At 30.2% G+C, this 19,652-nt stretch carries 18 protein-coding genes; 8 read left to right on the top strand and 10 right to left on the bottom strand.

From position 1 onward, the window contains the following. Positions 1–30: 30 nt before the first annotated feature. The gene (tsaB, locus tag UXY25_RS07785) at positions 31–690 is read left to right on the top strand and encodes a tRNA (adenosine(37)-N6)-threonylcarbamoyltransferase complex dimerization subunit type 1 TsaB (protein ID WP_320815435.1); all 660 of its coding nucleotides are present in this window, start codon (positions 31–33) and stop codon (positions 688–690) included. Here the strand turns inward: tsaB and UXY25_RS07780 are convergent, their stop codons facing one another. Beyond that, positions 691–1,509, bottom strand: coding sequence for a mechanosensitive ion channel family protein (locus UXY25_RS07780; RefSeq protein ID WP_320815434.1), 819 nt, complete (start codon positions 1,507–1,509; stop codon positions 691–693). It abuts the gene before it with no gap. A 456-nt stretch (positions 1,510–1,965) separates the two neighbouring features. On the opposite strand from UXY25_RS07780, the gene UXY25_RS07775 reads away from it, so the two are divergent. Next, complete coding sequence (locus tag UXY25_RS07775) at positions 1,966–4,224, top strand: inorganic phosphate transporter (RefSeq protein WP_320815433.1); 2,259 nt, start codon at positions 1,966–1,968, stop codon at positions 4,222–4,224. 62 nt (positions 4,225–4,286) lie between these two features. On the opposite strand, the gene UXY25_RS07770 is transcribed toward UXY25_RS07775, so the two are convergent. Then, positions 4,287–5,186 (bottom strand): NifU family protein, encoded by a 900-nt coding sequence (locus UXY25_RS07770; protein WP_320815432.1) that lies wholly within the window; start codon positions 5,184–5,186, stop codon positions 4,287–4,289. A 204-nt stretch (positions 5,187–5,390) separates the two neighbouring features. Between UXY25_RS07770 and UXY25_RS07765 the strand changes: the two genes are divergently transcribed. Together UXY25_RS07765 and UXY25_RS07760 are read left to right on the top strand one after the other, a co-directional pair. Next, on the top strand, positions 5,391–6,389 hold the full coding sequence (locus UXY25_RS07765) for a type IX secretion system membrane protein PorP/SprF (RefSeq protein WP_320815431.1): 999 nt from the start codon (positions 5,391–5,393) through the stop codon (positions 6,387–6,389). Positions 6,390–6,461: 72 nt separating this feature from the next. Continuing rightward, positions 6,462–6,977: a gamma carbonic anhydrase family protein gene (locus tag UXY25_RS07760; RefSeq protein ID WP_320815430.1), complete on the top strand. Its 516-nt coding sequence runs from the start codon at positions 6,462–6,464 to the stop codon at positions 6,975–6,977. Positions 6,978–6,981: 4 nt separating this feature from the next. On the opposite strand, the gene murI is transcribed toward UXY25_RS07760, so the two are convergent. From murI to UXY25_RS07720, 8 genes are all read right to left on the bottom strand, one after another. Then, on the bottom strand, positions 6,982–7,761 hold the full coding sequence (murI, locus tag UXY25_RS07755; RefSeq protein ID WP_320815429.1) for a glutamate racemase: 780 nt from the start codon (positions 7,759–7,761) through the stop codon (positions 6,982–6,984). Positions 7,762–7,835: 74 nt separating this feature from the next. Continuing rightward, entirely contained in the window at positions 7,836–8,339 is a 504-nt protein-coding gene (locus UXY25_RS07750; RefSeq protein ID WP_320815428.1) for an OmpH family outer membrane protein, read from the bottom strand. A gap of 29 nt (positions 8,340–8,368) precedes the next feature. Continuing rightward, the gene (locus UXY25_RS07745; protein ID WP_320815427.1) at positions 8,369–9,361 is read right to left on the bottom strand and encodes an OmpH family outer membrane protein; all 993 of its coding nucleotides are present in this window, start codon (positions 9,359–9,361) and stop codon (positions 8,369–8,371) included. A 111-nt stretch (positions 9,362–9,472) separates the two neighbouring features. Beyond that, entirely contained in the window at positions 9,473–12,175 is a 2,703-nt protein-coding gene (gene bamA / locus UXY25_RS07740) for an outer membrane protein assembly factor BamA (protein ID WP_320815426.1), read from the bottom strand. Continuing rightward, positions 12,105–12,848 (bottom strand): isoprenyl transferase, encoded by a 744-nt coding sequence (locus tag UXY25_RS07735; protein WP_320815507.1) that lies wholly within the window; start codon positions 12,846–12,848, stop codon positions 12,105–12,107. Before UXY25_RS07735 ends, bamA begins: the two co-directional genes overlap by 71 nt. Position 12,849: 1 nt before the next feature. Further along, positions 12,850–13,533, bottom strand: a complete 684-nt coding sequence (locus UXY25_RS07730; RefSeq protein ID WP_320815425.1) for a DUF6089 family protein — start codon at positions 13,531–13,533, stop codon at positions 12,850–12,852. A gap of 108 nt (positions 13,534–13,641) precedes the next feature. Then, positions 13,642–14,517, bottom strand: a complete 876-nt coding sequence (locus UXY25_RS07725; RefSeq protein ID WP_320815424.1) for an NAD kinase — start codon at positions 14,515–14,517, stop codon at positions 13,642–13,644. Between the two features lie 9 nt (positions 14,518–14,526). Further along, the gene (locus tag UXY25_RS07720) at positions 14,527–15,186 is read right to left on the bottom strand and encodes a CBS domain-containing protein (protein ID WP_320815423.1); all 660 of its coding nucleotides are present in this window, start codon (positions 15,184–15,186) and stop codon (positions 14,527–14,529) included. A 91-nt stretch (positions 15,187–15,277) separates the two neighbouring features. Here UXY25_RS07720 and UXY25_RS07715 point away from each other — a divergent pair, with 91 nt between their 5' ends. From UXY25_RS07715 to UXY25_RS07700, 4 genes are all read left to right on the top strand, one after another. Then, positions 15,278–15,991 (top strand): pyridoxine 5'-phosphate synthase, encoded by a 714-nt coding sequence (locus tag UXY25_RS07715; protein WP_320815422.1) that lies wholly within the window; start codon positions 15,278–15,280, stop codon positions 15,989–15,991. Next, positions 15,991–16,755 (top strand): alpha/beta fold hydrolase, encoded by a 765-nt coding sequence (locus UXY25_RS07710; protein WP_320815421.1) that lies wholly within the window; start codon positions 15,991–15,993, stop codon positions 16,753–16,755. Before UXY25_RS07715 ends, UXY25_RS07710 begins: the two co-directional genes overlap by 1 nt. Positions 16,756–16,875: 120 nt before the next feature. After that, positions 16,876–18,111 carry an OmpP1/FadL family transporter gene (locus tag UXY25_RS07705; protein ID WP_320815420.1) on the top strand — a complete coding sequence of 412 codons (1,236 nt, stop codon included), beginning with the start codon at positions 16,876–16,878 and terminating at the stop codon, positions 18,109–18,111. An 18-nt stretch (positions 18,112–18,129) separates the two neighbouring features. Continuing rightward, positions 18,130–19,638, top strand: a complete 1,509-nt coding sequence (locus UXY25_RS07700; RefSeq protein WP_320815419.1) for a G-D-S-L family lipolytic protein — start codon at positions 18,130–18,132, stop codon at positions 19,636–19,638. Positions 19,639–19,652 lie beyond the last annotated feature (14 nt).

Genomic DNA, 19,652 nt, shown 5'->3' with positions numbered 1-19,652 from the left:
TGTATTTTTGCACTATAATTATTTTAAAGAATGAGTTTTATATTAAGTATTGAAACTGCAACAAAAAACTGTTCAATAGCATTGTCAGAGAATGGAAAAACGGTTGCATTAAAAGAAATTGCGAGTCATAATTTTTCTCATGCAGAAAAACTACATGTTTTTATTGAAGAGATTTTAATCGAAAACAATATTACGTTTAAAGATTTGTCTGCAATTGCGGTAAGTAAAGGTCCTGGTTCTTATACAGGTTTAAGAATTGGTGTTTCTTCGGCTAAAGGCCTGTGTTATGCTTTAAATATTCCTTTAATTTCAGTTGATACTTTAACTGCATTGGCAAAACAGCTTACAATTGAAGATGGAATAATTATTTCAATGATAGATGCACGAAGAATGGAAGTATATGCCGCTTTTTTTAACCCGCAATTTGAAATGATTAAAAATGTAGAAGCCTTAATTATTGATGAAAAGTCATTTTCTGAAATTGAAAGTACGATACATTTAATTGGAGATGGAGCATTAAAATTTAAAGAGACTCTTACTGATGATAAGTTTAAATTTCATAACGATATTATTTATCCGTCTGCTAATGAAATGAGTAGTTTTGCATTTGAAAAATACAAAATAAGCGACTTTGAGAATGTCGCTTATTTTGAACCTTATTATTTAAAAGATTTTGTCTTAAATAGATAATTATTTTTTATGAATTTCTACCTGATGTGGATATGGAATTTCAATATTGGCTTTGTCAAAAGCAATTTTACATGCTTCTAGTATTTCTGAACGAACTTTAAAGTAATCTTCAACTTTTGCCCAAGGACGAATTGCCATGTTTATACTACTGTCAGCTAAGTCTAGTACAAAAGTTGTAGCTTCAGGTTCTTTTAAAACATGGTCATTTTTACTCATCACTTCTTTAATAGTGTTTTTTACTAATTGTAAATCAGAACTGTAATCAACACCTATAACTATGTCAACTCTTCTTATTCCTTCTTGTGTATAGTTTGTAACTACACCATTTGATAAAATTCCGTTAGGAATGTATATAGTTTTATTGTCAGCTGTAAGTAATCGTGTGTTGAAAATTTGAATTTCTTTCACAACTCCAATTACTCCTTGAGTTTCAATAACATCTTCTACTTTAAATGGTTTGAACAAAATAATTAAAATTCCACCAGCAAAATTAGATAAAGAGCCTTGTAGTGCTAAACCAACAGCTAAACCTGCGGCTCCTAAAATTGCTACAAATGAAGATGTTTCTACTCCAAGTTTTGAAATAAATGTAATAAATACAAGTATTCGAAATGTCCAAAAAAGAAGATTTCCAACAAAATTTGCTAATGTATCTTCAACTTCTCTTTTCTTTAGAACTCTCTTTATTAATTTCGTTATGATACTTGTTGCCCATAGTCCTATAAACAGGATTAAAAAAGCGAAAATTATTTTAGGGGAATATTCTAAAACAACTTTTTTTAATAAGTCAAAATAGCCTTCCATTTTATTGTCAGTCATTTTTTATTTTTTTAGGATTGTTTACAAAGGTAATTTTTCAAATTGTTTAATAAAATAAAATCCTCCTGTAAATAGAATGTTTAGGGTTTTTTTGTTTTGAAAAATTATTCTATTCCAAATGTAATTTTTAAATTGATTCTAAATTCTGAAACCTTATTATGTTTTATTGAAGCTTTTAATCCTGAACACATATTGAGTGAATGTTTTTTTTATTGATTTAGATCTATGTTTAACTGCTTTTTTAGTTGAGTCTTCTCAACTTTTTCAGAACTAGATAATACTTCTATAACTTTTAAAATTGCTATTATAAATATTTTTAAATGATTATTATTGTTATAAATTTACAAACTAACAGACTCTTCTGCAACTTCCTTATTTTTTAAATAAATAACGTTAGCTTAACATTAGATATAATAAGTTAAAGGAATTTTGCATAAAATAATTATATACAATTAGATGGAACAAATTTATGTGATAATGCTTGTTGCACTTGCAATTCTAGCATCAATTGATTTAATGGTTGGAGTAGCTAATGATGCGGTGAATTTTTTAAATTCTGCTATTGGTTCAAAAGCTGTTTCTTTTAAAACTATTATGATAGTTGCGAGTATTGGTGTTGCTGTTGGAGCGTTGTATTCTAACGGAATGATGGAAATTGCCAGAAGCGGTATTTTTACGCCAAGCATGTTTAGTTTCAATGATGTCATTATGATATTTTTAGCTGTAATGATTACAGATGTATTGTTGCTAGATGTTTTTAATACATTAGGACTGCCAACATCAACTACCGTTTCTATTATCTTTTCATTATTAGGGGCTTCTGTTTTTATCGCAATTACAAAAATTTATTTTGCTGATGGAGATTTTAATACACTCGGAGAATACATAAATACAAAGAAAGCATCTGAAATTATATACAGTATTTTATTGTCGGTTATTTTATCGTTTACATTAGGGTCAATTATACAATATATTTCTCGTTTACTTTTTACTTTTCATATTGAAAAAAGATACCGTTATTTTGGTGCAATTTTTGGAGGTTTTGCATTAACTGCAATTTCATTCTTTATCTTAATTAAAGGTTTAAAATCAGTTACTTTTATCTCTAGTGATGCAAAAGATTTTATAAAAGAAAACCAATTAATGATTATTGGTTACTGTTTTATCTTTTGGACTGTTGCATCTCAAATAATAATGAGTGTAATAAAGTTTAATATATTTAAACTTATTATTATTGTTGGAACTTTTGGCTTAGCATTGGCTTTCGCTGGAAATGACTTGGTAAACTTTATTGGAGTTCCAATTGCTGCTTTTCAATCTTATGAGATGTATACTGAGGTTGGTCAAACACTTGGTGCAAAAGAGTTTATGATGTCTGGTTTAGAAGGAGAAAATTTACCAGCACCATTTATCTTTTTAGCTTTAGGAGGAACTATAATGGTGTACACACTTTGGACCTCTAAAAAAGCTAAAAATGTACTAGAAACAGAACAAAATTTATCAAGACAAGGAGAGGGGTCTGAAAAATATAATGCAAATACTTTATCAAGAGGTATTGTAAGAGGAGGAATGTATTTAGGAAATGCAATTAATTTTGTTCTGCCTAAAGCAGTTCAGATAAAGATTGATAAGCAGTTTATTTTGCCAGAATATAAAGGGAAAAGAAGCGAGCAACCAATGTTCGATATGGTAAGAGCTTCTGTGAACTTAATTGTTGCGGCAGTCTTAATATCAATTGGTACTTCAATGAAATTGCCTCTTTCTACCACTTATGTAACATTTATGGTTGCAATGGGTTCTTCTTTTGCTGATAGAGCTTGGGATAGAGAAAGTGCGGTTTATAGAATTGCAGGTGTTTTAAATGTTATTGGAGGTTGGTTCTTCACTGCAATCGCAGCATTTATAGCATCAGGAATTATTGCTTATACACTATACATAGGTGAAGCATTTGCATTCCTTGCATATATGATGATTATTGCTATTTTCTTCTATAGAAGTAATCAATTGCATAAAAAGAAAGTGCAAGAAGAAGAAGAAGTAAAAAGTTTAAAAAGAGAAGACATTGTTACTATTAATGAAGTAATTAATGAAACTTCAGATCAGATTGCAAATATTGTAAACAAATCTAATAAAATTTATAGTGGAGTTATTAGCGGCTTAAGTTTACAGGATTTATTGATTTTAAAAGAAAATAAAAAAGCAATTAAAAAACTTGAAAAACAAGTTGATGATCTTAAGAATAATGTATACTACTTTATTAAAAATCTTGATGAAACTTCGGTCGAGGGGAGTAAGTTTTATATTTTAATTTTAGGTTATTTACAAGATATTTCACAATCAATGAGTTTTATTGCTCAAAATGGATATTCTCATGTAAATAATAATCATAAACAATTAAAGTTCAATCAAACGAGAGATTTAAAAAGTATTGAATTGCAAGTTTTAGAATTGTTCAACAACATTGTTTTAGTATTTAATAGTAAAGATTTTAAAAATATTGATACGATTTTATCTGAGAAAGATGTTGCGTTAGATAAAATCTCAGATTTAATTCAAAAACAAATTGAAAGAATTAGAACAACTGAAAACAGTCCAAAAAACAGTAAGTTGTATTTTGCGTTATTATTAGAGACTAATGATTTAATTAAAGCAACAATGAGTTTGTTGGAGTTGTTTAAAGATTTCAATCAATACGCAGCTAATAAGTCAAAGTAATTAGATATAAACAATAAAAAAAGGGAGCCTATGGGCTCCCTTTTTGTTTATATGAGTTAAAGTTAAGCGTTAATTGCTTCAACTTTAATGTCTTGGTCTTTTAGCATGTCTTTTAGCATGTTTTCAATTCCGTTTTTTAAAGTAAATGTAGAAGAAGGACATCCACTACAAGCGCCTTGTAAAATAACTTTTACTCTTTTTTCTGTTGGGTCAAATGAGTCAAACATAATATTTCCACCATCACTTTGAACAGCTGGTTTAATATATTCTTCAAGGATATTAATTATTTGTTGCGAAGTAACATCAAGTTTGTCAAAATAATCTTCTTGTTGATTTTTATGGATTTCTGTTTTTACTATTAAAGATTCGTCAACAACAATATTTCCGGTTTCAATAAACTCTTTAATAAAGGTTCTAATTTCTAAGGTAACGTCATCCCAATTTGCAACTTCATATTTTGTAATTGAAATGTAATTCTCATCAATAAAAATTTCTTTTATAAAAGAAAATTTGAACAATTCTTTAGCTAAAGGTGAAGCAACAGTGTCGTCAATATTCTTACACTCAATCATTGTTTTTGTGAGTAGCTTGTTGCTTACAAACTTTAAAACAGCTGGGTTAGGTGTGTTTTCAGCATAAATTGTAACTGGAGTTTTTTTTGTAGAATTTTCTTCAATCTTAACAATTATTCCGCCGTCGTTTATAAAGCTTTCAATTTGTTCGGCAACTTCATTTTGTACATCTTTCCATTCAACAATCGAAAAACGCTCTATGGCAATAAAATTTCCAGAAATGTATACTGTCTTTACAAATGGTAAATAAAATAATTGTTGAGCAAGTGGTGAATTTTTTGCTTCATCAATGTTCTTAAATTCAAAACTTTGATTTTTTACAATAAACTCATCTAATTCAAACTTTATAATTAATGGATTGTTAGTCTCTTTTATAGCTACCTTGTACATTGTCTTTTTTTTACAAAGGTAATAAACAAAACTTGTCTATATATTTCATTTTTATTTTTTTAACTTTTAACATTTATTTTAGATAAAAATAAGTTGTTAAACTTAAATTAAAATTTATATCTTTGGCAAGTTCGTGATTTTTACGCACTTCAGAAAGTTATATTTTTCGACTGATAAACAGTTGTTTACATTAAATTATTGAAAATGAATTTAAATAAAATTTTTTTAATTTTTGCTTTTGCATTGTCTCAAATTACTTTTTCTCAAGAAGGAGTTGCTGTTTATTCAGATTATTTATCGGATAATTACTATTTAATTCACCCTTCAATGGCTGGTGCGGCTAATTGTGGAAAAATTAGATTAACTGCACGTCAACAATGGCTTGGTCAAGAGGATGCTCCTGCGTTACAGACTATAAGTTTTAACACTGCATTAGATGAAGACGGTACTTCTGGAGTTGGTATGATTCTTTTTAATGATAAAAATGGTTATCATTCTCAAAAAGGAGCAAAACTTACTTATGCCCATCATTTAAGATTCTCTAGAGGAACTTCTGATTTAAATCAGTTGTCTTTTGGTTTAAGTGCTGCATTTGTTCAGAGTAATATTGACGGAACTGACTTTGATGGATTTGATCCTGTTATTGTTCCAGGTGTTATTCAAAAAGATGCCTATTTTAATGTTGATATAGGAGCTTCATATCATTATATGGATTTCTTTACACACTTAACAGTAAAAAACTTCTTAGCAAACAGAAGGGAATTATATACAAGTCAAATAGAATCAGATAATTTAAGAAAATACCTTTGGAGTGCTGGAGCTGTTTTTGGAGATAGTGATAGATTAATGTTTGAACCTTCATTTATGTTTCAGATGACTGAAGAAACAGGTGAAAAGTCTATTGATTTAAACTTGAAAGTATATAAGAACCTTGATTTTGGTAGATTATGGGGTGGAGTTTCTTATAGAAGAAGTTTTGACGGCGCAGAATATTTAAGTGGAACGACTGTTAAAGAACAAAAATTACAATATATTACTCCAATTATTGGTGTAAACTATAAGAAATTTATGTTTTCATATACTTACTCTCACTTGTTAGGAGATGTTAAATTTGATAATGGTGGTTTCCACCAGATAACACTTGGATTTGATATCTTTTGTAGAGCTGCTGATTGGGATTGTAATTGTCCTGCGGTTAATTAAAAATATTATAATTATATAAGATTTATATTTGTCCTGAATTTATTCAGGACATTTTTTTTAAATAAATAAGACATGGTAATTAAAGAAGTTAACGGTAAATATCCAATTATTCCATCAGATTGTTACGTGGCAGAAAATGCTACAATTGTAGGTGATGTCTCTTTTGGAGATAATTGTAGTGTGTGGTTTAATGCAGTTATTAGAGGCGATGTTAATTTTATTACAATAGGAAATAAGGTTAATATTCAAGACGGTGCTGTTATTCATTGTACTTATCAAAAACATCCTACTATTATAGGAAGTAATGTTTCAATTGGTCATAACGCAATTGTTCATGGGTGTGTTATTCATGATAATGTGCTAATTGGAATGGGGGCTATTGTAATGGATAATTGTGTAATACACAGTAATTCAATTATTGGAGCAGGTTCTGTAGTTACTCAAAACACTATTGTTGAATCTGGTTCTATATACGCTGGTATTCCAGCAAAAAAAGTAAAAGATATTGATCAAAGTAATTTTGCAGGTGAAATAGAAAGGATTTCTAATAATTATGTGATGTATTCAGGCTGGTTTAAGGACGAATAATCAATTAAAACTCTTTTTCCCAAACTATGTATCTGTTTTTTAAAATCTCTTTTAAAACAGCAGAATTACTATTAGTATAAAAGTGATTGAAACTAGTTCCTTGCGTTTCATTATTTATGCTGTATTGATTTAAAATGTTTTGGGTCTGTTTTGCAACAGCTTCACCCGAATCGATAATCTTTACATGTAATGGTATTATCTTTTTTATTTGAGGTATTAAATAGGGATAATGGCTGCAACCTAGTACTAGATAATCAATGTTTTGTTCTAGCATTGGTTTAATATAACTTTTTAGTAGAAGCATCATTTCATTTGAATTAATATCGCCGTTTTCTATAAGCTGAACTAGTCCATGACCTATTTGTTCAATTATCTTTACATCTGAAAAGTTAGCGACGTTTGTGTGAAATAATTCGCTATTAAGTGTTCCTTTTGTAGCTAGAATTCCTATTGTATGTGTCTTGGTTTTGTCTGCTGCAGGTTTAATAGCAGGTTCTATTCCAATGAATGGAACTTTATATTTCTCTCTTAATTCTTTTATTGCATTTGTAGTTGCTGTATTGCAGGCTACAACAATTAATTTGCAGTTTTTGTTTAATAAAAATTCCGTGTTCTTAATTGATAATTCAATGATTTCATCTTTTGATTTCACTCCATAGGGTGCGTTTTTACTATCTGCTAAGTAAATGGTGTTTTCAAGTGGTAGTAGTGAATGAATTTCTTTCCAAATTGATGTTCCACCAATTCCAGAATCAAATAAACCAATAGGATTTTTATTACTCATGTAACAAATGTAAAAAAAAACTGCCCAAACTATTTAAAGTTTGAGCAGTTATATTTTAAAAAATTAGAGACTGATTAGAATCCTAATTCTTTTTTAACATCAGCTAATAAATCAGTTCCATCTGCAACTAATACACCGCTTCCAGTTGTAGAGTCTAAAACGTACTGAAAACCTTTAGCTTTAGCCACTTTTTTAATAGCTCCTTGAGCCTTTTCCATAATTGGCTTAATAAGGTCTAGTTCTTTTTGTTGTAATTCTTTTGTTGCGTTTTCACGATATTGTTGGATTCTTCCGCCCATATCTTGCATTTCTTTTGAACGAGTTTCATTCATAGCCTCTCCAACAGTTGGAGCTTCTTGCTCGTATTTTTGTAATTTTGTTTGGTATTCTTGCACCATTGTTTTGTACTCCTTGTCGTAAGTTGCTTGAACTTTTTCAATTTGAGATTGTGCAGTTTTCATTTCTGGCATACCAGTCATTAAAGCTTGAACATCAATATGTGCCATTTTAGATTGTGCAGATACTTGAGTACCAACAAACATTACTAATGCAATTGCTAAAGTTTTTAATTGTTTCATTCTTATTATTAATTTAATTTAGGTTATTATTAATCTACTTTACTTTCCTCTTCTTTTGTTTTTTTTGCTGCTTCCCTTTCTTCTAAAATTTTTCTTCTTTTTTCTTCCAGGGCTTGTTTTCTTTCTTCTACTTTTTGCTTTCTTTCTTCAATAACTAATTGTCTCTTTTCTTCAGGGGTTAATTCCTTCTCATTTGTAGCTTTATTTTCATCTACATTTGGATCTTTACTTTCGCCTTCTGAATTATTAGATTCAATTACTGTGCCATTTTTTTTAGCTTCTCTTTCATCAATAAGTTTTTGCCTCTTTTCAGCGGCTACTCTTTTTCTTTCTTCTATAGCTAGTTTTCTTTCTTCTAAAAGTTTTTCTCTTGCAGCTTTTCTTTCGTCTAATATTTTTTGTCGTTCAGCCATAGCAGGATTTTCATCTACCATGTCTTCTTCTGCTTCTTTAGCCTCCTGGTCTTTAAGTTGCTTTTTTGATAATTGTTCTCTTTTTTGAATTCTTGTCAAAATACGCACAACTTGGTCACTAATGTCAAATCTTTGAGCTGCAAATAACATCGTTAAATCAGAAGATTTGTCAAATATAAAATCATATTTTTTTGTCTCTGCAATATCTTGAATTGCTGTAAATATTTGATCTTGTATTGGTTTTACTAAAAGTGTTTTTTGGATAATTAAATCGCCTCTGGCTCCAAATCTTTTTTCTTGATAATCTAATAAATCCTTTTCTTGAAAAGAAATTTCCTCTTCCCTTTCCTCTATTAATTCTTTGGTTAAAAGAACTTTTTCAGTATTTAAACTTTCTTTAAGGGTTTTTATGTCGTTTTTTTTAACTTCAATTTCTTGTTTCCACTTTTGAGCTTTTTGTTCAAGTTGGTTTTTAGCTTCAGCATAATCAGGCACTTTTTCTAAGATATATTCCATATCAATATACCCTATTTTAACACCTCTCGATTGAGAAAGTGATGAAATAGAAACTAGTAAAAGTACAATGGAGATGTATTTGCTTATTCTCATATTTTAATATTTAAATGCTTTTTGAAAAACCTAAAAAAACATTCCGAAAGATAAGAAATGTTTTTTTAAGTTAAAATTCTAAATTTTATATTTTATTAAAACGCATTTAAATTAGAATTGTTGCCCTATGATGAAATGAGTTTGCCAGCCGCTTTTTACATTTTGACCTGGTATTGCGTCGAAACCGTGAGCAAAGTCTATTCCTAATAAACCAAAAGCAGGCATAAATACTCTCAACCCAAATCCAGCTGATCTTTGTAAATTAAATGGATTGTAATCTTTGAATTTATCAAAAGCTGATCCTGCTTCAGCAAATGATAAAACATAAATTGATGCTGCTTGTTTTAGCGTAATTGGATATCTTAATTCTAAAGAGAATTTATTATATATAGTTCCACCGTCAAGCGATGATAATGAGTTGTTTGGATAACCTCTTAGTTGTATTACTTCTCTTCCATCTAGTGCAAAGTTAGCTAAACCATCTCCACCAAGGAAAAATCTTTCAAAAGGAACAAGTCCTCTGTCGCTATTATAAGCGCCTAGGAATCCAAATTCACCTAATGATCTTAGAACAAATTTGTCATAAATTCGTGTATACCAATCGGCCTTAAATTTAACTTTATAATATTCTAACCAATTGAATTTTTTCTGATCTACTTTTGCTTGATCTGCTACAGCATCATTGAAATCTGCTACAGCATCTCCATTTTCATCTAGATAAGCACCACTCGGAACCCAATTACTATTTGAATTAAAATAACCATTTCCAGTATTGTTTGTAACTTTATATGATTCCTGATTTTCTAAATCTCCATAATCTATACCGTTTAATAATGAATAGGGTAATGTAAACCTACCTGTCACGCTAAATTCAGATCCATAAGTAGGGAATACTGGGTTAGTTCCTTTACTATTTCTACTTAATCCAATTGTGTATGCTAAGTTTCTAGATGCACCATCTCCAAATGTAAATAATCCGGTGTTATAATTATTTAGTTTATAAAACTGAAATGAAGCTGTGTGTGATAATACAAAGAAGTCATCTGGTACAGTTAATCTTTTGGCAAGTCCAACTGTTAAAGATATAATGTCAAAGCTTTGATCTCTAGCTACGTCTCTACTTTGAAAATTAAATAAATATTGTTTACTATATGATATAGATGTTGACAAACTAACAGGTTTTTTTCCTCCAAACCATGGTTCAGAAAATGAAAGGCTATAGGTTTGGAATTGTTGACTTCCTTGCAGTCTTAATGACATTTTTTGACCATCTCCCATGGGTAGTGGTTTATAAGCACCTCTTTTAAACATGTTTCTAGCTGAGAAATTGTTAAATGACAATCCTAAGGTCCCAATAAAGCCTCCTCCGCCATAACCACCTTGAAGTTCTACTTGACTAGATCCTTTTTCAACCACACTATATTCGATGTCTACAGTTCCTGCTTGTGCATCTACATTTTTAAAGTCTGGTTTAATTGCCTCAGGGTCAAAAAAGCCAAGTTGCCCAAGTTCTCTTATTGATCTAATTAATTCTTCTTTGCTGTATTTTTGACCAGGCTTAGTTCTTAATTCTCTATAAATTACATGGTCATTCGTCTTGTCGTTACCTACAACTGATATTTTATTAAAATAAGCAATTGGTCCTTCTGTTATTCTTATTTCAAAATCAATTGTGTCGTTATAAGTTTTAACTTCAACAGGATTTATGCTTGAAAATAAATAACCGTTATTTTGATAAAGATTTGTAATATCCTCTCCATCCGGCTTAGATTGGTCAGCTATTCTTTTTTGAAGCATAACCCCATTATAAACATCACCTTTTTTAATTGCTAATATTCTATCTAATTGCTGGTCTGTATATATAGTATTTCCTAAATAACGAATATTTCCAAAATAATATTTCTTACCTTCTTCTAGGTTAACTTTGATCGAAACTGTATTTGATTTTTTATCATATGAAATTGAATCAGAAATTACACGAGCATCTCTAAATCCTTTTTCTTTATACTTGTTAATTACAGTAACTAAATCTTCTTTATATTTATCTTTTATATACTTTGATCTCTTAAAAACATGTAAAGGGCTTTTTTGCTTAGTATTTTTAAATGCTTTTTTTAGCTTACTATCTTTGATTTCATTGTTGCCTGTGAATTCTATTTTTTTAACTTTTACTTTGTCTCCTCTATTGATGCTTAGAAGCATTTTTACATTATTGTCTGTCGAGTCAGGAGTAGTACTTATAAAAACTTTAGTATTATAAAAACCTTCTTTTTTGTATTTACTCTCAATGTAGTTTTTAGTAGTAGTAATTAAATTTTCATTAACTATTCTGCCTTTTTTTAAATCAGCTTGCTTGATAATTTCATCAGCTTTTCCTTTTTTTAAACCAACAACTTTAACATCAGCTAATTTTGGAGATTCATTCAGGTTTAATTCAAGAAAAATACTATCGCCTTCAATTTTATTAATGTAAAAATTCACATCACTAAATAAGCCAAGCTTCCATAATTTCTTAATAGCCGAACTAATGTCTTCTCCAGGAACCATTATGTTTTGTCCTTTTTCAAGACCAGAGAACGTTACTACAGTTTGTTGGTTGTAACTTACTTTTCCGGTTACTTCAACATCAGCTAAAATATATTCTTTTCCGTTTTCAAATTTTGTTTCTTGAGCAACTGTTGTATTGTAACTACCTATTAACAATAAGGTAAATAACGCTTGTATTCCTTTTTTTAACATTTTTTTACTTTGAAATTTGTTCGCTTGTTTTTCCAAATCTTCTTTCTCTTTTCTGATAACTGATAATTGCTTCATATAGGTTTTCTTCACTAAAATCTGGCCATAAAACATCTGTAAAATAAAATTCTGCATATGCAATTTGCCATAATAAGAAATTACTTATTCTGTGTTCGCCACTAGTTCTGATTACTAAATCAACGTCAGGTAAATCTTGCGTGTAAAGATGCTGATTAATAATTGATTCATCAATAGCTTCATTGGAAATTATATTATTTTTAACTTTCTCACTTATTTTTTTAACAGCTTGAATTATTTCGTCCCTTGAACCATAACTCAAAGCTAAGGTTAAAGTCATTTTAGTGTTTGTTGCTGTTTTATCAATAACCTCGTTTAATTCTTTTTGTACTTTTATAGGTAAATTTGTTAAATTCCCTATGGCATTTAATTTGATGTTGTTTTCTTGAAAAGTGTTAACTTCTTTTTTTAAAGATGAAATTAATAACCTCATTAAGGTGTCGACTTCTAATTTTGGTCTATTCCAGTTTTCTGTTGAAAAAGCATAAAGTGTTAGGTTTTTAACTCCAAGTTTAGCACAACATTCTACAGTAGTTTTAACAGATTTAGTTCCGCCTTCATGCCCAATAGTCCTTAATAAGCCCCTTTGTTTTGCCCAACGACCGTTCCCATCCATTATTATTGCTAAATGGGTGGGTATATTTTTCTTGTCTATGTTGTTAAGCAAACTCATATCATTCTGTGCAAAAGCAAGGGTTTCTCCCAAAAGTATAAGTTAGAGTGAATCCTGAAAAGACATACCAATCTTTACTGTTTAAATTTCCAAATTTTAACGTTTCAAAATTTTCATTTATTGGGTTGCTTCCGTCAAGATTATCGGTAAATGTATATCTAGCTCCAACTTCAAACCCGATTATAAAATTTCTGATAAGTCTTGTTTTTAATCCTACTACTATAGGTATCGCAAAAGAACTATGTCTATAATCTATGTGGCTTTCGTTTCCTAAAATAAAAATTTCATTATAAATAAAATGGTTAATTCCTGTAAATACATAAGGAGTTGTTGTTTTTTCATTACTATGTAAGTCAAACTCCAAGAAATTAAACTCAATTCCAGCAGAAAACTCTTTAATGTTGTTTTTAAAACTATTACCTCTTAATTTTCTACCTGGCACATCGCTATCTATATCTCTTGAAGTAATGTTTCCTTGATAATATGAAAATCTATAGGAATGTCTTGTGCTTCTGTTCCATTTATAAATAACGCCAAATGCAGGCTCGTTAGGAGATATGTAATCAGTTGGACCAACGTCGCCAATATAATTACTTCCTCCTAAAAAAACTCCTAATTCATTGATTTGAGCAGTAGCATCTAAAGCACAAAACAATAATATTATATATAGGTATACTCTTCTCATTTTATTTATAGTTTGCAAATATAACAATATTGACTTCTTTACCACATTTTATGGTAATTTTTATAGTTATATTAAAACGTAAAAAAATGAATTTCTTATATGTTGTGATTAATTTCTTCTGTCTTCACCCCAGAGTAGTTTTTTTCTGATTGTTTTTAAGAAGCCTTCATCTTTAAATTCAATCATGTTTACTTGAAAGGATGTTTTGTTTATTTTTAGAAGAGTTTCGTTTGTTACAGAAGTAATTCTAGAGTCTAATGAAACAAGATATTGTTCTTCTCTACCTGTAACTCTTAGTTCAATCTCGGTATTGTCTGGAATAACAAGTGGCCTTGCGTTAAGGTTATGAGGAGCAATAGGGGTTATGACTAGACTGTTTACATCTGGCATTAAGACTGGGCCACCACAACTTAAAGAGTATCCGGTCGAACCTGTTGGTGTTGAAATAATTAATCCGTCTGCCCAGTATGATGTTAAGTATTCTCCATTTAAATAAGTTTCTATTGTAATCATAGAAGTTGAATCTTTTCTAGATACAGTAACTTCGTTTAAAGCAAAATTTAAATCTACTAAATCGGGATTCCTAGGCGTGCATTGAAGGCTTAGTAGGCTTCTTTTAGAGATTGTGAAATCTCTATTAATTACCTTATTTAGTAAAAGATTAATGTTTTCAATTTGAACCGTTGCTAAAAAACCAAGTCTACCAGTATTAATACCTACAATTGAGATGTTTTTATCTCTAACAAATGTTACTGCTCTTAAGATTGTTCCGTCACCACCAATACTTATCAAAATATCAATAGAATTGTTAAGCTGTTCGTGAGACGAAAATGTTTTATGATTAGTATCTATTGTTTTAAAACTATTTTTGAATTTTTCTTCAATTATAATTTCAATATTGTTTTCATCTAGAATCTTAATAACTTCTGAAACAATGTTTTCAGTGTTGCCTTGGTAGTTTTGACCAAATATTGCAATTTTCATAACAGTAAATTATATGTTTAAATATTTGTCTAAATATTCAGACCTCTCTTTAAGATTTTCTATATACGAATCCTCTTGATGTTGAGAAATTATTTCATATTCAAATCTTCTAAAAGTTTGAACAATACCATTTAATTCCCCTAAACTTATTTTTAATGTAATTTCAATTTCGTTGTTTTCAATTTTTGAAATAAATAAGCCTAATAATTTTGCGTTATTGCTTTCAACTATTTGGATTACTTGACTCATTGAAAAGTCATTGTTATTTTTCTTAACAACAATTATACCTCCTTCTTCTTTTAAAAATGGAGTTTCATTGAATATTTTAATGATGTCTTCCATTTCAAAATAACCAAGATACTGGTTTTTTTCGTCTAAAACAGGCATAAGGTTAGTTTGATTTCGAGCAAAAAGTTCTTGAACATCTAGCCAACTCATTGTGTTTTTAGCAAAAAAACGATCAAAATTAATTTTATTAGAATCAATCTTCACATCATGACCTAATGTTTCAGCATCTTCTCTGCTTAAACAACCTATGTAGATTTTATTCTCTAAAACAGGAAAATGTGAATATGAAAAATCTATGAATAAATCTTGCGCTTCATTCATAGTTTGATTGCAATCAAATGGTTTTATGTCGTTATTGATGTATTCTAAAATAGCATTCATTTATTGTTGTTCAATTTTAATGCAAAATAATCAAAAATTGCTTACTAAAGCTATATATAGTTTGTATTTTTGTAAAATTAATAAATAAAATATGACTAAATTATCAGTAAATATAAATAAAATTGCAACCTTAAGGAATTCAAGAGGTGGTGATGTTCCAAATTTATTAAAAGTAGCAAAAGATATTCAGACTTTTGGAGGCGAAGGAATTACAATTCACCCAAGACCAGACGAAAGACATATTCGTTACCAAGATGCTCGTGATTTAAAGTCAGTTGTTTATACCGAATATAATATTGAAGGTAATCCTCAGCATAATTTTATTGATTTAGTATTAGAATGTAACCCAACACAGGTAACACTAGTTCCAGACGCTGTGGGTGCTTTAACATCTAATGCAGGTTGGGATACCATTAAGCATCAATCTTATTTAAAAGAAGTTATTCAGGAATTTCAGCGTAACGGAATTAGAACGGCAATTTTTGTTGATGCTAATGAAAAAATGGTAGAAGGGGCAAAAGAGACTGGTACAGATAGGATTGAATTGTATACGGAAAGTTTTGCTCATGAATATGGATTAGGGAATAAAGCCGGAATCGATCCTTTTATAAAAGCAGCAATGAGAGCGAATGAATTGAATATTGGTATTAATGCAGGTCATGATTTGAATTTGGATAACATTAAGTTTTTTAAAGATAATATTCCAAATTTGTTGGAAGTATCAATTGGTCATGCTTTAATTTCAGAATCTTTATATCTTGGATTGGAAAATGTAGTGAATATGTATCTTCAAAAATTGAAATAATGTTATATTCAAAAATAGAGGGAGAAGGAAAACCTTTTTTAATATTACATGGCTTTCTTGGAATGTCGGATAATTGGAAAACACTTGGATTAGAGTTTTCTAAATTAGGTTACCAAGTTCATATGTTAGATTTAAGAAATCACGGAAGAAGTATACAGTCGCCAGAATTTAATTACCAAATTATGGCGCAAGATGTAAAAGACTATTGTGCTGAAAAAGGTTTGGAGAATATAGTTTTATTAGGTCATTCTATGGGTGGTAAAGTGGCTATGGAAATTGCTTGTGCTTGGCCTGATTTAATAGATAAACTTATTATTGCAGATATTGGTGTAAAGTTTTATCCGCCACATCATCAATCAATTATAGATGGGTTGATGTCAATTGACTTTTCGTTAAAGCCTTCTCGCTCAACAGTAGATGAGCAATTGTCTCAATACATTAAAGATTTTGGGACGAGACAATTTTTGCTTAAGAGTTTGTATTGGAAAGAGCCAGGTCAGTTAGATTATAGATTCAATATCAATTATTTAAATAATAATATTGATGAAATTGGTAAAGAATTGTCAAGTGATAAGTCTTTTGAAAAAAAAGCATTGTTTTTAAGAGGAGGTAAATCAAATTACATTTTAGATGAAGATGTTTTGCATATTCAAAACCATTTCCCAAATATGACCTTGAATACTGTTTCTAATGCAGGGCACTGGCTACACGCTGAAAATCCATTAGAGTTTTACGACTATGTCGTTAATTATTTAAATTCTTAGAAGAATTTACTATGAATGCATAATATTTTTTAACAAAATATTGGTAATTCCATATTTTATTATAATTTTGAATAATTGATTTTAATAAATTCAGAAAAAAAACTAACACAATTTTACATTATGAGAAAATTACTTTCTTTAACATTATTAGCCTTGGCTGGTTCTTCTGCTTTCGCAGGAGGATATAGAGTATCTATACAAGGGCAAAAGCAATTAGCTATGGGACACACAGGTGTTGCTGTGGTTAATAGTGCTGAGGTTACGTTCTTTAACCCAGCCGGAATGGCTTTTTTAGAAAATAAATTTAATTTATCTGTTGGGGCTAGTGCACTTTTTGCAGAAACAAAATTTCAAAATTCTACTTACAATTGGACGGCGTCTACAAGTAATGTGGGAACACCATTTAATGTTTATGCTACATACAAAATTAACGACTGGTTAACTGCAGGTATGGCAATTTATACGCCATATGGTAGTACTGTAGAGTGGGATCAAGATTGGCAAGGTTCTCATTTGGTAAATAATATTGATTTAAAAGCAATTTTTGTTCAGCCAACAGTTTCTGTAAGATTAGGAGAGCACTTTAGTATTGGTGGTGGTCCAATATATGTTACTGGTTCAGTAGATTTTAATAGAAATTTATCTAGAAATTTAACTGATGAAGATGGAGATAGAACAGATTTACAAATTAGCGCAAAAGGAATTTCTGCATGGGGTTATACTGCGGGTTTAATGTTTAATCCAACGGATAAGATAAGATTAGGACTTAATTATCGTTCTGAAATTATTATGGAAGCTAGAGATGGAGATGCTACATTTAATGATGTGCCTGCATATGCTGCTGGAACTCTAACAAATACTACTTTTAATGCTGATTTACCTTTGCCGGGTGAATTAACTACAGGATTGTCTGTTCAGGTTACTGATAAATGGTTGTTAGCATTTGATTATAACTATACTCTTTGGAGTGTTTATAAATCTTTAGATGTTGAATTCAATAATGGATTGCCAACTTCTGTTAATCCAAGAAATTATAAAAATTCTAGTTCTTATAGAGTAGGAACGCAATATACTGCTACAGATAAATTTACTTTTAGAGCAGGTTGGTATATTGATGAAAGTCCAGTACAAGATGGTTATTTTGCGCCAGAGACTCCAAGAAATGATGGAATGGGTTTCACGGGTGGTTTAACTTATCAAGTTAATAATAAATTAGGAGTTGACTTTTCATTCCTTTATTTACACTTTGATGAAATTGATAATTCTTATGATCATTATAGTGACGGTAGTAGTTTTGGTGGTACATATAAGTCTAGTGTGTTTTCACCTGGAGTTGGTGTAACTTATAGTTTCTAATTTAAAAAAAAGATTAAAATGAAAAATAAATTTATATACTTAGCTGTTTTGGCTGCAGGTTTCATTTCTTGTGAGCCAGAATTTGAAAATGAAGTTTCGAATGCAAGTTATTCATCTGGAGATGCAGACTTTTCTTCTTATGTTGCTGTTGGTAACTCTTTAACTGCCGGATATATGGACGGTACAGTTTCTAGAGTAGGACAATCGTATTCTTATCCAAATACCCTTGCAGGTCAATTTGCAGTAGTAGGTGGTGGAATGTTTACTCAGCCTTCTTTTGCAGACGATGTTAATAATTTGGGAGGTTTAACTTTAGGAGGATTTCCAATTGCTAGTACAAGACTAATAATTAATGCTGATCCATCAGTTGGAGGCCCTCAAAACATTGCAGGATCTTCAACTATTGAAGTGTCAAACTTACAAGCTCAGGCTTATCATAATATGGGAGTTCCTGGCGCGAAATCTTTTCATTTGCTTTCAAATACTTATGGAGATGTAGCAGGTGTTGTGCCTCAGACTTCAAACCCTTATTTTGTACGTCATGCTACTTCTGCTTCTGCTACTGTTTTAGGAGACGCAATGTCAATGAATCCTACTTTTTTCACAAACTGGATTGGTAACAACGATATTTTATCGTACGCTACTTCTGGTGGTATTGGAGTTGACAGATTAGGAAACTTAAATCCTGCAACTTATGGATCTAACGATATTACTGACCCTCAGGTTTTTGCAAGTGTATATTCTACTATAATAAATACTTTAACTTCTGGTCCTGTTCCAGCAAAAGGTGTAGTTGCGACAATTCCAGAGGTTACGTCAATACCTTATTTTACTACAGTGCCTTTTAATGCTGTGCCTTTAGATGCTGCAACTGCGGCACAATTAAATTCAGGTTATGCTCCTTATAATGCAGGTTTGGTATTTGCATTTAATAACGGTTTTATTTCTGAAGCAGAACTTTCTAAAAGAGCAATTAGCTTTAGAGCTGGTAAGAATGCAGTGGTAATGGTTGATGAATATTTGACAAATTTATCTGGATTTGGTATTCCTTCTTACCGTCACGCAACTTCTAGTGATCTTATTGTTTTACCTGCAATGTCTTTTATTGGGACTTTAGTAGGAGGGGATCCTTTACGAGTTAATGGTGTAAGTGAGCCTTTAGCTGATAAATGGGTTTTATCAAAAGAAGAAAAAATGTTAGTAGCTAACGCTACTGCAGCTTTTAACAATGCAATTGTTTCTATTGCAGCTTCAAAAAATATTGCTGTTGCAGATATGAATGCAATTATGACTAAATTAAAAGGTGGATTGACTATTGAAGATGGTACAATTTATACTGCTAATTACTTTTCTTCTGCTACTGCAGGAACTGTGTTGTTTTCATTAGATGGTGTTCATCCAAATGCAAGAGGTTATGCGGTTATTTCTAACGAAATAATTAAAGTAATCAATTCTTTTTATAATGCTAACATTCCTTTAGTTAGTGCAGCTGGGTTCCCTGGAGCTACAATCCTGACATCAAACTAAAAAATTAATATAAT

This window comes from Flavobacterium sp. (assembly GCF_034111225.1).
In the GTDB taxonomy this organism is placed as follows: domain Bacteria; phylum Bacteroidota; class Bacteroidia; order Flavobacteriales; family Flavobacteriaceae; genus Flavobacterium.
Note: the sequence above shows the minus strand (reverse complement) of the source record. Positions and strands in the feature narration are given on the sequence as shown.

Bases quoted from the DNA above. Each gene is read 5' to 3' on its own strand.
- murI (WP_320815429.1), bottom strand. From the start codon at position 7,761: ATGAGTAATAAAAATCCTATTGGTTTATTTGATTCTGGAATTGGTGGA.
- UXY25_RS07780 (WP_320815434.1), bottom strand. From the start codon at position 1,509: ATGACTGACAATAAAATGGAAGGCTATTTTGACTTATTAAAAAAAGTT.
- UXY25_RS07750 (WP_320815428.1), bottom strand. From the start codon at position 8,339: ATGAAACAATTAAAAACTTTAGCAATTGCATTAGTAATGTTTGTTGGT.
- bamA (WP_320815426.1), bottom strand. From the start codon at position 12,175: ATGAAGCAATTATCAGTTATCAGAAAAGAGAAAGAAGATTTGGAAAAA.
- UXY25_RS07720 (WP_320815423.1), bottom strand. From the start codon at position 15,186: ATGAATGCTATTTTAGAATACATCAATAACGACATAAAACCATTTGAT.
- UXY25_RS07705 (WP_320815420.1), top strand. From the start codon at position 16,876: ATGAGAAAATTACTTTCTTTAACATTATTAGCCTTGGCTGGTTCTTCT.
- UXY25_RS07760 (WP_320815430.1), top strand. From the start codon at position 6,462: ATGGTAATTAAAGAAGTTAACGGTAAATATCCAATTATTCCATCAGAT.
- UXY25_RS07710 (WP_320815421.1), top strand. From the start codon at position 15,991: ATGTTATATTCAAAAATAGAGGGAGAAGGAAAACCTTTTTTAATATTA.
- UXY25_RS07725 (WP_320815424.1), bottom strand. From the start codon at position 14,517: ATGAAAATTGCAATATTTGGTCAAAACTACCAAGGCAACACTGAAAAC.
- UXY25_RS07730 (WP_320815425.1), bottom strand. From the start codon at position 13,533: ATGAGAAGAGTATACCTATATATAATATTATTGTTTTGTGCTTTAGAT.
- tsaB (WP_320815435.1), top strand. From the start codon at position 31: ATGAGTTTTATATTAAGTATTGAAACTGCAACAAAAAACTGTTCAATA.
- UXY25_RS07775 (WP_320815433.1), top strand. From the start codon at position 1,966: ATGGAACAAATTTATGTGATAATGCTTGTTGCACTTGCAATTCTAGCA.
- UXY25_RS07700 (WP_320815419.1), top strand. From the start codon at position 18,130: ATGAAAAATAAATTTATATACTTAGCTGTTTTGGCTGCAGGTTTCATT.
- UXY25_RS07770 (WP_320815432.1), bottom strand. From the start codon at position 5,186: ATGTACAAGGTAGCTATAAAAGAGACTAACAATCCATTAATTATAAAG.
- UXY25_RS07735 (WP_320815507.1), bottom strand. From the start codon at position 12,848: ATGAGTTTGCTTAACAACATAGACAAGAAAAATATACCCACCCATTTA.
- UXY25_RS07765 (WP_320815431.1), top strand. From the start codon at position 5,391: ATGAATTTAAATAAAATTTTTTTAATTTTTGCTTTTGCATTGTCTCAA.
- UXY25_RS07745 (WP_320815427.1), bottom strand. From the start codon at position 9,361: ATGAGAATAAGCAAATACATCTCCATTGTACTTTTACTAGTTTCTATT.
- UXY25_RS07715 (WP_320815422.1), top strand. From the start codon at position 15,278: ATGACTAAATTATCAGTAAATATAAATAAAATTGCAACCTTAAGGAAT.